Source organism: Brenneria goodwinii, assembly GCF_002291445.1.
Classification (GTDB): Bacteria; Pseudomonadota; Gammaproteobacteria; order Enterobacterales; family Enterobacteriaceae; genus Brenneria; species Brenneria goodwinii.
The window spans coordinates 4,766,507-4,778,905 of sequence record NZ_CP014137.1; the positions used below are offsets into that span (position 1 = coordinate 4,766,507).

Below are 12,399 nucleotides of genomic sequence, written 5' to 3' on the forward strand. Positions count from 1 at the left end.
TTTGGTGCGCTCGTATCGGCGGCCACCGTCCGGCAGCGGTGTTCAGATGGTGGCCTGATAACAAAATGTTCGGCGGTTATTCTGACCGTTGGGTAAACCAGTTCAGTTTTTCTCTCAGGCCGACAACGTTGCCGACAATGATTAAACTCGGACTGACGGCCTGTTTTGCCAACTCCCCAAGCTGTGAAAGCTGCCCGGTGAATACCCGCTGCGCCGTGGAGGTGCCGTTTTCGATCAGCGCCACCGGCACCGTCTCAGGGAGCTTCTGCTCTATCAGTTTGCGCTGAATATAATCAGCCTGCTGGAGCCCCATGTAGAACACCAGCGTTTGTTTTTCGGCCGCCAGGCTGGCCCAATCAAGTTCGGTGTCATGTTGGACATGCCCGGTGATCAGTCTTACGCCCTGAGAGTAATTACGGTGCGTTAACGGAATACCGCTATAGGCGGCGCAGCCGGAAGCGGCGGTAATTCCCGGCACCACGGAAAAAGAGATCCCGGCTTGCTGCAGATGCTCCAGCTCTTCGCCGCCGCGGCCGAATATGAAAGGATCGCCGCCTTTCAGCCGTACAACTCGTTTCCCCGCCAGTGCTTTTTCCTGCAAGAGCTGATTAATCTGTTCCTGGGGGATGCAATGATGACCGGATTGCTTACCGACAAAAATACGCTCGGCATCACGCCTGATCAGATTCAACACTTCTGCCGAAACCAGGCGATCGTAAACCACGATATCGGCCTGTTGCAGTTTCTGTAAGCCTTTCAGCGTTAATAACCCGGCATCGCCAGGACCGGCGCCTACCAGCACCACTTCCCCTCTGTCATCCAGCGGTTCGGAGAAAAGTCGCTCGGTAAGCTGCTGTGCGCTGGCGGCGTCGTTATTCGCCAGCGATTGGGCCAGACGATCGTGGATAAACAGCTTTTCCCAGAAACGCCGGCGGGTATCCGCTTTTCTGAAACGGTTTTGTACGCGTTGACGCAGTTCTCCGGCAAGGCTCGCCAGCTTGCCAAGATGCTGCGGCAGGATGCTTTCCAATTTTTCACGCAGTATACGCGCCAGCACGGGCGCGGTTCCCCCGGACGACACGGCAACCATCAGCGGGGAACGATCGATAATGGAAGGCATAATGAAACTTGCGCTCTGGACGTCGTCTACGGTGTTGCAGAAAATCTGTTGTTGACTGGCGTAGTCGTAAACCTGTTTGTTGGTTTCACGATCGTCGGTGGCGGCAATCACCAGCCATACGCCGGTCAATAGCCCGGAATCAAAGGCGCCCTGTACCAGCGTCGCCCGCTTTTCCTGTTGCCAGCGCATGAACTTTTCACTAAAGCTGATGGCATTCACCGTAAGAATGGCGCCGGCATCCAATAACAGCTTGGCCTTACGTTCGGCGACCTCTCCCCCGCCTACCAATAAACAAGGTTTATCGCGTAACTGACAGAATATTGGCAGGTAATCCATGTGGTGCCTCTTGCTGAATGTGGGTGAATAAAACCGGCTGCCGCCAGGACGGAATTCGGGGGAGCAATGCTGATGGCGACGTCTTATTTTTTAGCTGCGGCGCTGCTGTCAGCGACGGATAAGACTTGGTTGCCGTTGCCATCCGCGGCCTGAACGGCATCATCCGCAACGGATGGAATTTCATCTTTCGGGCCGCGACCATCATATAGGCGAAAATGCTGCTTTTTCAATGGGCTGGTAACGAATAATTACTTAACCTTTGCGCCTGTGCCACGAAATGACCGCCTACGCGGGAATGACGGGTTTGGGAAGGTTTGTCATCAACCTCATTTAATTCGATGAGTTATCCGTACTAAAGGTAAGTTTTTACACTTCTCTAGTGATAATGCTCACAAGGTTGTGGGCAATTGCCTAATTATCCACATCATAATTTCTTTATATGAAAGAAATTGCCTAATGACTAAACCGGCGACAGTCTTAATAATTAAAAATAAAACAGCATTTTTTTTTAATTAATACGTGATTTCTTTTTTGTGATGCCGATCTCTCTGTAAGAAGCCATAGATAGAAATATTTGCTTTTTCACTTATACAGATCTTATCGACATAAAAATGGTTCCCCTCAATACGTGCGTTTTTTCACTGAAATTATGGTCAATGAGTCGTGTTAAATATCAAGGCAGGTAACAACGTGAAAATAGAATCAATTGATGTCACCGTCTTTACGTATCCTACGCACCGGGTTTCCGACAGTGCGGGACATTCACATCCGGGAGCGGAAAACCAGGCCAAAATGGCGATGCTGACGATAAGCGCCGATGACGGCCATAAAGGCTATGCCTTTGCGCCGCCGGAAGTCATTCGTCCCCATATTATCAATGCCTTTTTCCGTAAGGTTCTGATCGGGCAAAACCCGTTCGATCGCGAGCGCCTTTGGCAGGATCTGGTGCACTGGCAACGCGGCAGCGCCAACCAGTTGACCGACCGTGCGTTGTCAATCGCCGAATCGGCTCTGTGGGATTTGCTGGGCCGCACGCTCGATCTGCCGGTGTATAAGCTGCTGGGCGGGTTCCGTGACAAAGTGCCGGCTTACGGCAGCACCATGTGCGGCGACGAACTGCCCGGCGGTTTATCCACCCCGGAAGAGTACGCGCAGTTCGCTGAAAAGCTGGTTCAGCGCGGTTATAAAGCCATCAAGCTGCATACCTGGATGCCGCCGGTTTCTTTCGCCCCCAGCCCGAAAATGGACGTAAAAGCCTGTGCCGCCGTGCGCGAAGCCGTTGGGCCGGATATTTGTCTGATGCTGGATGGCTACCACTGGTATAGCCGCAGCGACGCCCTGTACATCGGCCGCGAGCTACAGAAGCTGGGCTTCACCTGGTTTGAAGAGCCGATGGAAGAGCAGAGCATGGCTTCTTACAGCTGGCTGACCAAGAGCCTGGATATTGATGTCATCGGGCCGGAAAGTCTGTCCGGTAAGTACTTCAGCCGGGCCGACTGGGTGAAGGAAGGAGCGTGCGATATTTTACGGGCCGGCGTTCAGGGCGTCGGCGGCATTGCGCCGTGTCTGAAGGTGGCCCATCTGGCGGAGGCCTTTGGCATGGACTGTGAAGTTCATGGCAATGGCGCGCCGAATCTGGCCGTGGTGGGGGCGATAAACAACTGCCGCTGGTATGAACGCGGATTGTTGCACCCTTTCCTGGATTATGACCAACCCGCCGCTTATCTAAACGCCATTGTGGATCCGATGGATGATCAGGGATTTGTGCATCTGCCGCAGCGTCCTGGATTGGGGGAAGACATTAATTTTGATTGGATTGAGGAGCATACCTTAAGTGATGCATAACCTTTGTTTTCTGTAAGAGAACATCATTAAAAAATAAAAAGTTGTCGTCTTCCATATTTCCACACCTGGAGAAAATGATGAAAGTACGAGCAATACTTCGAACCCTACTGTTAAGTTTACTCTGTATCGCTGCAACACCCGCCTTATTGTCCGCCAAGACGCCCGACGATCAACTGATCGTCGGGATGAATATGAATAACATGCTATCGCTCGATCCGGCAGCCATGACGGGTAACGAAGTGGTCGGCATCGTGGTGAACCTCTATGATTCGCTGGTGGAGCTCGATCCTGACAATCTGAATAATGTTTTACCTGCTTTGGCAAAAAGCTGGAGCGTGAGCGATGACGGCAAAGTCATTACTTTCAACCTGCTGGATAACGCTAAATTCCATTCCGGCCACCCGGTAACGGCAGACGATTTTGTCTGGTCGATGAGCCGGTTGTTGCACCTGAACATGGCTCAGGCCACCACCTGGAAATCTTACGGTTTTACCGCAGACAACGTGGAGAAAATGATCCGCGCCAAAGATGCGCATACGGTGGAAATCGAACTCCCTAAACCGAATGACCCCAAATTGATCATTTACTCGCTGGCAACCTTGGGCAGCGGCTCGGTGCTGGATCGTCAGACGATTATGCAGCATGAGAAGAACGGCGACTGGGGCAATGGCTGGCTGACGACCAATGAAGCGGGTTCCGGCCCTTTTAAGCTGGACGTATGGCAGGCGAAAGATGTATTGCGCATAAGCCGTGTTGATGGTTATTGGCGCGGCGATGCAAAAATGAAACGCGTTATCTTCCGCCATATGACCGAATCACAGGCGCTGCGCCTGATGATTGAAAAAGGCGATATCGATGTGGCGACCGGCATGTCGGTGCCCGATATCAATGCGCTGAGACAGAATAAGGACGTCGTCGTCAAAGAAGTGACCAAAGGCACGCTGTATTACGTAGCGATGAGCCTGAAGAATACGTATTTCGCCAATCCGAAAGTACGCGAAGCGGTGCGGTATCTGATCGACTATGACGGCGTCAACAAAACCGTCATGACCGGCTACGGCTTCTATCATCAGCGTCCTATTCAGAAAGGGATGGACGCAACGTTGCCGGATCCGGGCTATAAGCTGGACGTGGCGCGGGCTAAGTCGTTACTGGCGGAAGCCGGGTATCCGAACGGGTTTGAAACCACGCTGCGCGTTCTGTCGGATCAGCCTTTCCTGAATCTTGCCACTTCGGTGCAGTCAACGTTGGCGCAGGGCGGCATCAAGGCGCGAATTATCTCCGGCACCGGCAACCAGGTGTACGGCGCGATGCGCGATCGTAACTTCGATATGCTGGTTGGCCGCGGCGGCGGCGGGGTGGATCCTCACCCGCATTCCAGCCTGCGTTCGGTGGTCTACAACCCCGATAACAGCGATGCCGCTAAATTGACGAATTTCCAAGGCTGGCGCACCTCTTTCTACGATAAGCAACTGAACGAGATGATCGATCAGGCGTTGCTGGAGAAAGATCCGCAGAAACAGAAGCAGATGTATATCGACGTGCAGAACCGCTATGAGGCGCTGTATCCGGCCATCATTCCGGTTTCTCAGATGATCGATTCCGTCGTGTTGCGTGGGGACGTAGCGGACTATGTGCCGCATCCGTCATCGACGACGCATCTGCGCGAGGTCTATAAGCAGCGTTAGTTAGCCTCAACGGATTCTTTCGATGAGTAGTTGGTGATGAACCGGTTCGGTTCGGCCGGTTCATTATCCTGACTTGCAACGCCAGAGTGACATTACCGCGTTAGTGGCGATTTTGTTTCACCATTAATCGGGATATCAGGAGAAAGAACATGGTTTTCTCTGATTGGATCAAGCCAGGCGGATTACTGCGTCGGTTGGCAAAGCGCTTATTTCAGGTCATCGTCACGCTGTTCGGATTATTGATCCTGACATTTGTGATTGGCCGCGTGATGCCTATCGACCCCGTCCTGGCGATTGTCGGACAAGATGCCGACCAAAGTACCTATCAGCAGGTTTATCAACAGTTAGGTTTGGATAAGCCGCTGTATGTGCAATTCTTTATCTATTTTAATTCACTGTTACACGGCGATCTGGGCAATGCTTTGCTGACCGGTCGTCCGGTAGTCGACGACATTATCCGTGTCTTTCCCGCCACCATAGAACTCGCCACGATGGCGATTATCGTCGGCGCCGGCCTAGGCGTGCCGCTGGGCGTGCTGGCGGCGGCAAGACGGGGAAAAGTCGCGGATTATATTGTCCGTTTCATCAGTCTGGCCGGCTATTCCACGCCGATATTCTGGGTGGGGATGATGGGGCTGCTGGTTTTCTACGCCTGGCTTAACTGGGTGGGGGGCGCCGGACGGGTGGACATGGCCTATGACGGGCTGGTGGAAAACCGTACCGGGTTGCTGTTGCTTGACGCCATGCTGGAGGGCAATTGGGAGGTATTCCGCAGCGCGCTCAATCACCTGCTGCTGCCCGCCACCATTCTTGGTTTCCATTCTTTGGCTTATATCAGCCGTATGACGCGCAGCTTCATGCTGGCGCAACTCTCGCAGGAATACATCATCACCGCCCGGGTAAAAGGACTGACGGAATTCCGTGTGGTGTGGGCGCACGCGTTTCGTAACATCCTGGTGCAGTTGCTGACGGTTGTCGCGCTGGCTTATGGCTCCCTGCTGGAAGGGGCGGTGTTGATCGAAACCGTATTTTCCTGGCCGGGGTTCGGCTCCTATCTTACCGGCAGCCTGCTGCTGGGCGATATGAATGCGGTTATGGGCTGTGTCTTGCTGGTGGGGCTGATTTTCGTCACCCTTAATCTGCTGGCGGACATGCTGTATCAAATCTTTGACCCGAGGACCAACGCATGAGTATTTCCTCTGGACCGGTACTCAGTGCGCTACCGGAAAAGCGTGACGGCCGCCTGAAGTTACGCTGCTTACGCATATTGGGATTTTTATCGCTGATGATGCGCAATCCGCTGACCGCCATCGGCAGCGCCATCGTGCTGATGTTGATGCTGGTGGCGCTATTTGCGCCGTGGATAGCGACCCACGATCCGCTGGCGCAGGATCTGTCCAACGCGCTACAGGCGCCGGGCGCGGCGCATTGGTTCGGCACCGATGAGTTCGGGCGGGATGTTTTCAGCCGTCTGGTTTATGGCTCCCGCATCACGTTGTATATCGTGGCGCTGGTGTCGGTCACCGTCGGGCCTATCGGCCTGTTATTAGGCGTTGTCGCCGGTTATTACGGCGGCATCGTTGATACGGTGCTGATGCGGATTACCGATATCTTCATCTCTTTCCCCAGTCTGGTGCTGGCGTTGGCTTTCGTCGCCGCGCTGGGGCCGGGGCTGGAGCACGTGGTGATTGCCATTACCTTGACTGCCTGGCCGCCCGTCGCCCGTCTGGCGCGGGCGGAAACGCTGTCGCTGCGCCATGCGGATTTTGTCTCCGCGGTGAAATTACAGGGCGCTTCCTCTATCCGTATCCTGCTGCATCATATCGTCCCGCTGTGCCTGCCGTCGGTGATCATCCGTATCACCATGAATATGGCGGGCATCATTCTGACCGCCGCGGGGCTGGGCTTCCTGGGACTGGGCGCGCAGCCGCCCGATCCTGAGTGGGGCACCATGATCTCCGCTGGTCGCCGCTACATGATGGAGTGCTGGTGGTTAGTGACTATTCCGGGGCTGGCGATTCTGATAAACAGCCTGGCGTTCAATTTTCTTGGAGACGGCCTACGTGACATCCTCGATCCCAGAACTGAATAACATGTCCCCTCGCGCTTCGGCGGCGGGCAACCTGCTGGATGTTGAAAATCTGCGGGTAAGTTTCGTCAACGGCGGCGTGGTGACCGATGCCGTACGCGGCGTTTCCTTTTCGCTGGGGTGTGAAAAGCTGGCGATCGTCGGCGAATCCGGCTCCGGCAAATCCACCGTTGGGCGCGCCTTGTTGCGGTTGCACCCGCGCAGTGCGCGGATTACCGCCGATCGGCTGCGCTTTGGCGATACCGACCTGCTTAACGCGGATGAAGCGCGGATGCGCCAGATTCGCGGCAAGCGGATTTCCATGATTATGCAGGATCCCAAATATTCATTGAATCCGGTGGTGTGCGTCGGCGACCAAATTGCCGAGGCCTATCTCGCGCATCACAAGGTTTCACGCAACGACGCCAAAGAAAAAGTGATGGCAATGCTGGATGTGGTGCGCATTCGCCAGCCGCAACGCGTGTACGGACTGTATCCGCATGAAATTTCGGGCGGGCAGGGGCAGCGCATTATGATCGCCATGATGTTGATTACCGAACCTGAAGTGGTGATTGCCGATGAACCGACCTCCGCGCTGGACGTTTCCGTGCGTTTGCAGGTGCTGGCGATGCTTGACGATCTGGTTGGAGAACGCGGTCTTGGGCTGATTTTTATCAGCCATGACATCAATCTGGTGCGCAGTTTCTGCGATCGGGTACTGGTGATGTATGCCGGTCGGGTGGTGGAGTCGATTGCCGCGGCCGATCTTGATAACGCGCAGCATCCCTATACCCGCGGGTTACTGAATTCATTGCCGGATATCGACCATCCGCGTCCGCGCCTGCCGGTAATGAACCGCGATCCTGCCTGGATTAACGAGTAAGGAGTTTTTATGGCGACCGAAACCATTCATCTGAGCCAGCCCTCGAACTTGAGCAGGCCCATGATTGAAGTGAATGACCTTAATCTGTCTTTTGGGCAGGGAAGTGCGCAGAATCAGGTGCTGTATGACGTTAATCTTACCGTCGGCGATGGCGAGATTTTCGGTCTGGTTGGGGAGTCCGGCTCCGGGAAGACCACCGTACTGAAATGTCTGGCCGGGTTATTTAATCACTGGCAGGGCAGCTTGCTGATTGATGGGCAGCAACTGGCGCACCGCATCGATCAAGCTCGTTGCCGCCGGGTGCAAATGGTCTTTCAGGATCCCTACGGTTCGCTGCACCCGCGTCATACGGTGGAAACCATCCTTGAAGAGCCGTTACTGATTCACCGTTTCACCCATCGGGATGACCGTATTGACGCGTTGCTGGAGAAAGTGGGGTTAGGGGCATCGTTCCGCCGCCGCTATCCCCATCAGTTGTCCGGAGGGCAGCGCCAGCGTGTTGCCATTGCCCGCGCATTGATTCTGGAGCCGCGGGTGCTGCTGCTGGATGAGCCGACTTCGGCGCTGGATGTCTCGGTGCAGGCGGAAATCCTCAATCTGTTGGTTGAGCTGCAGCAGCAGGAGAAATTAACCTATCTGCTGGTAACCCACGATCTGGGCGTGATTTCTCATCTGTGTCATAAAGTGGCGGTGATGCAGTATGGCCGGATATTGGAAACGCTGGATATCAGTGATTTAACCCGCGATACGCCGAAGAATGCCTATACTGCCATGTTGGTGGATGCCAGCCGCCAGTATAGCCGCGATCTGGCGGTGCGCTCGGAACGCATGGGATAACGTGATAACGTTTCGTGCGTAAATCGGCGACAAAACGAAGAGGACTGGCTGTAACGTCAGTCCTTTTCGCATCATAAGATAAGGTAAGAACCTGGCTTGCATTTAACAATTGGTTAAAATAAGTAATCTGTACGTAAAAAAAGGTAAATGGGTAGCGTTAAGGAGTGTGGATATTTACAATCACTACGCTTTCTGTAAGCGGTTTCTTCAAAAAGGAATTCTCATGCTCAAACGTACTCTGGTTGCTGCGGCGGCCTTTATTTCACTTACGGCTTTTTCTCCGGCGTTCGCCGCCAACGGCGTAACGCATGTTTTGCTGACGACGTCGGCAGGAAACATTGAACTGGCATTAGATAATCAAAAAGCGCCGGTATCGGTGAGGAATTTTGTCGAGTACGTTAATAACGGTTTTTATAACGGGACGACGTTTCATCGAGTGATCCCCGGCTTTATGATCCAGGGCGGCGGTTTTACCGCTGATATGAAACAGAAAGCGACTAACCCGGCGATCGCCAACGAGGCGGATAACGGGTTGCGCAATCTGCGCGGCACCATTTCGATGGCGCGTACGGCGGAAAAAGACAGCGCGACCAGCCAGTTTTTCATTAACGTCGCCGACAATGCGTTTCTCGATCATGGTCAGCGCGATTTTGGCTACGCGGTGTTTGGTAAAGTGGTCAAAGGGATGGAAGTGGCGGACAAAATCGCCCAGGTTCAGACTGAAAACGTCGGCCCTTATCAGAATGTGCCAACCAAACCGATCGTGATCCAGTCAGCGAAAGTCCTGCCCTGAGGCGTATTTTCGGGCGGTGGTTTATTTCCAGCCAATAAATCTGAGCGGGTTCGAAGAATTCGCTCAGGCTAATGGCAATGCGTTATTTGTTTTATTAATTATCCGTTTTTAAACCATTATATTATTGCCGACAAATATATCGGATAAAAAAAAGCGTGAGATAAGTCTCACGCTTTTTTGTTGTAGGGTCATGCTAATACGCCGGTTTAACGGGTACCGTAGACGACTATTGTTTTACCATGTGCGGAAATCAGGTTCTGATCTTCTAACATTTTAAGTATCCGCCCCACGGTTTCACGTGAACAGCCAACAATTTGGCCAATTTCCTGACGTGTGATTTTTATTTGCATGCCGTCAGGGTGGGTCATGGCATCTGGTTGTTTCGCCAGGTTTAGCAATGTCTGAGCGATACGCCCCGTGACATCAAGGAAAGCCAGATTACCGACTTTCTCTGACGTTACCTGCAGTCTGCTGGCCATCTGAGCAGACAGGCGCATCAGAATATCAGGGTTCACCTGGATCAGTTGTCTGAATTTTTTATAAGAAATTTCAGCAACTTCACAAGCCGTTTTCGCCCGAACCCAGGCGCTGCGTTCCTGACCTTCCTCAAACAAGCCGAGTTCGCCGATAAAATCCCCTTGATTCAGATAAGAGAGAATCATTTCCTTGCCTTCTTCATCTTTGATCAGCACTGCGACAGAGCCTTTCACGATGTAGTAAAGCGTTTCTGCTTTTTCACCTTGGTGAATAAGCGTACTCTTCGATGGATACTTGTGGATGTGGCAATGAGAAAGGAACCATTCGAGAGTCGGGTCTGTTTGCGGTTTGCCGAGAACCATTCGATATCATCCTCTGTTGTCAGTCACTGCGCAAATCACAGGGCTCAGAGTTCCCTGTACGGCGTATTTACTGTTAAAAGTTCAAATTCAGTGTAGGCAGAACGACGTCAGGGAATATACTGAAAACCTTTATCTGGCGACGTCATCATCTCCCCGGCATCTGAGTTTGTCCAGAATAAGGCAGATTCTGTTCTTGTTTTTAACACACCTTGAGGGACGTGTCTTGTATTGTCTCATTTCAGCATGATAAAGCTCTGGTTATAAGATAATTTTGTACAGTAACGATATAAATATTCAAAAATTTTTTAGCGGAGGCAGCATGCAGGCTCGAGTGAAGTGGGTTGAAGGCTTAACATTCCTTTGCGAATCAGCTTCAGGACATCAGGTTTTAATGGATGGAAATTCAGGGGATAAATCCCCCAGTCCGATGGAAATGGTTTTGATGTCGGTTGGCGGATGCAGCGCGATCGATGTGGTATCCATACTGCAGAAAGGGCGTAATGACGTTGCCGACTGTGAGGTTAAGCTGACGTCGGAGCGGAGAACGGAGTCGCCTCGTCTGTTTACCCATATCAACCTGCATTTTATCGTAACGGGCAAAGGGTTGACTGATAAAGCCGTAGAGCGTGCGGTCGCGTTATCTGCGGAGCGGTATTGTTCAGTGGCGTTGATGCTGGGTAAAGCGATCGAAGTGACTCACAGTCACGAAGTGATTGATATCTCGTAAATAGGGTACGCGCTTTTTTAAACATGACAGGTCACAAGAACGTGACCTGTCATGTTTGTAAACTCCCCCCGCGAATATCGGCATCCGCGACTGACGCCGGTGCGCGATCATGAGGCGTTTTCTATGGCTTTTCGTATTTTGCGCATGCGGGATGCTTCAATTGACATGCTGTAGCTCAAATCTTCGCGGTGAACGCGAAAAGCCTGTACGCGTTCCGACAGCGTTTCATGCGGGCTTTCTCGATTAGTGCTGACGTTTCTATCGCTGAGATCGGGCTGCGCATCAAGCACCTCGTTGATAATGGCGCGCGAATGCGAATGTTTGAAGAAAATAGCGGGAAGTATCTCTTTCCCTTCAATGTATTCCAGGCCGGTCATGCTGTGATAGCTTGTCGCCGACGTGCCCAGCCTCGGTTCGTTATTTTTTAGATTATCGTGCAGGTCATCAAAGAAGCTGTCTTTCTGGTAGGCATTCAACGCGAAGTTCAAACTGAATATGACGCAATCCTGCGTGGATTTTTGCGCTTCGGTTTGGATCACCGCGAATTTAACGTCGTCATCGGATTGCCTCTGTATACCCCGGTGAAGAGAATAATAACCCGGCATGGAGTGAAAACGCTCATCATCGATGGGACGAAACGCAACGCTGGGCTCCAGCGCGATTAAGGTTTTCTGACCGTCGTCGTGCGTTCTGATATCAATGGCGAAATGGTGACGAGAATTAGGCGCCGCTTTTAATATGGCCCGCCATGCAGAGGTATCGGTGTCCCTAAGTTCGTCTAAAAAGTCCTCCTGTGAGGAAAAATATTTCAAATTGAGGCTGGAAAAGCGATCGTTGTAGGTATTTACCAACGTTCTGATATTTCCAATATCAAGATTGGTGATTTCAACCGTTGTTTGGCCTGAACTGGCCTGCTCCAATGTTTTCCTGGCGTAATGCGCCAGTTCGGGGTTGGAATATGAGAGGGACGCCATATTCAACGCATTGGATAACGCTCTGGCCTTTTCTGCCGCCCGTTCAGGGAGAGAATCAAAATCCGGCGGGTTGCTTGCCGCATAAGAGGACGACCGTTCGGGCGAAGGCGGTCTGTAATAATCGTCTTGATTATAGGGATTAAAACCATAATTGTAGGGCGGTAAACCGCCGCTTGGTTTAGATGCGTTAACACCCATGAGAAACTCCTTTTAAAAGCGATAGGTAAATTAAAAGGATGGGTGGTCATATCATCGAATGAGTTCCCTGCGCAATGGATAAAATTAGGCG

Annotated in this window: 11 protein-coding genes; 8 read left to right on the top strand and 3 right to left on the bottom strand. The window is 52.4% G+C overall.

Features of this window, described 5'->3' with window-relative positions; genetic code table 11:
* Positions 1-76: 76 nt before the first annotated feature.
* On the bottom strand, positions 77-1,456 hold the full coding sequence (gene cysG / locus ACN28R_RS21150; RefSeq protein ID WP_048637217.1) for a siroheme synthase CysG: 1,380 nt from the start codon (positions 1,454-1,456) through the stop codon (positions 77-79).
* A gap of 690 nt (positions 1,457-2,146) precedes the next feature.
* Between cysG and ACN28R_RS21155 the strand changes: the two genes are divergently transcribed.
* The 7 genes from ACN28R_RS21155 (at position 2,147) to ppiA (ending at position 9,570) form a co-directional block, all read left to right on the top strand.
* A complete protein-coding gene (locus ACN28R_RS21155) occupies positions 2,147-3,301 on the top strand; it encodes a mandelate racemase family protein (RefSeq protein ID WP_095835866.1) in 1,155 nt (384 codons plus the stop codon).
* Positions 3,302-3,486: 185 nt separating this feature from the next.
* A complete protein-coding gene (locus ACN28R_RS21160; protein ID WP_372490511.1) occupies positions 3,487-4,989 on the top strand; it encodes an ABC transporter substrate-binding protein in 1,503 nt (500 codons plus the stop codon).
* Positions 4,990-5,138: 149 nt separating this feature from the next.
* Positions 5,139-6,179 carry an ABC transporter permease gene (locus ACN28R_RS21165; RefSeq protein WP_048637220.1) on the top strand — a complete coding sequence of 347 codons (1,041 nt, stop codon included), beginning with the start codon at positions 5,139-5,141 and terminating at the stop codon, positions 6,177-6,179.
* A gap of 95 nt (positions 6,180-6,274) precedes the next feature.
* The gene (locus ACN28R_RS21170; protein ID WP_375153856.1) at positions 6,275-7,081 is read left to right on the top strand and encodes an ABC transporter permease; all 807 of its coding nucleotides are present in this window, start codon (positions 6,275-6,277) and stop codon (positions 7,079-7,081) included.
* On the top strand, positions 7,053-7,940 hold the full coding sequence (locus ACN28R_RS21175) for an ABC transporter ATP-binding protein (RefSeq protein WP_082153011.1): 888 nt from the start codon (positions 7,053-7,055) through the stop codon (positions 7,938-7,940). Before ACN28R_RS21170 ends, ACN28R_RS21175 begins: the two co-directional genes overlap by 29 nt.
* A gap of 60 nt (positions 7,941-8,000) precedes the next feature.
* Complete coding sequence (locus ACN28R_RS21180; protein WP_183092088.1) at positions 8,001-8,777, top strand: ABC transporter ATP-binding protein; 777 nt, start codon at positions 8,001-8,003, stop codon at positions 8,775-8,777.
* Between the two features lie 223 nt (positions 8,778-9,000).
* Positions 9,001-9,570 (top strand): peptidylprolyl isomerase A, encoded by a 570-nt coding sequence (gene ppiA, locus ACN28R_RS21185; protein ID WP_048637223.1) that lies wholly within the window; start codon positions 9,001-9,003, stop codon positions 9,568-9,570.
* A 206-nt stretch (positions 9,571-9,776) separates the two neighbouring features.
* Here the strand turns inward: ppiA and crp are convergent, their stop codons facing one another.
* Positions 9,777-10,409 (bottom strand): cAMP-activated global transcriptional regulator CRP, encoded by a 633-nt coding sequence (gene crp / locus ACN28R_RS21190; protein ID WP_004090925.1) that lies wholly within the window; start codon positions 10,407-10,409, stop codon positions 9,777-9,779.
* Between the two features lie 319 nt (positions 10,410-10,728).
* Between crp and ACN28R_RS21195 the strand changes: the two genes are divergently transcribed.
* Positions 10,729-11,136, top strand: a complete 408-nt coding sequence (locus ACN28R_RS21195) for an OsmC family protein (RefSeq protein WP_095835412.1) — start codon at positions 10,729-10,731, stop codon at positions 11,134-11,136.
* A 107-nt stretch (positions 11,137-11,243) separates the two neighbouring features.
* On the opposite strand, the gene xopJ is transcribed toward ACN28R_RS21195, so the two are convergent.
* Positions 11,244-12,308, bottom strand: coding sequence for a YopJ family type III secretion system effector XopJ (gene xopJ, locus ACN28R_RS21200; protein ID WP_072065830.1), 1,065 nt, complete (start codon positions 12,306-12,308; stop codon positions 11,244-11,246).
* Positions 12,309-12,399: the final 91 nt, after the last annotated feature.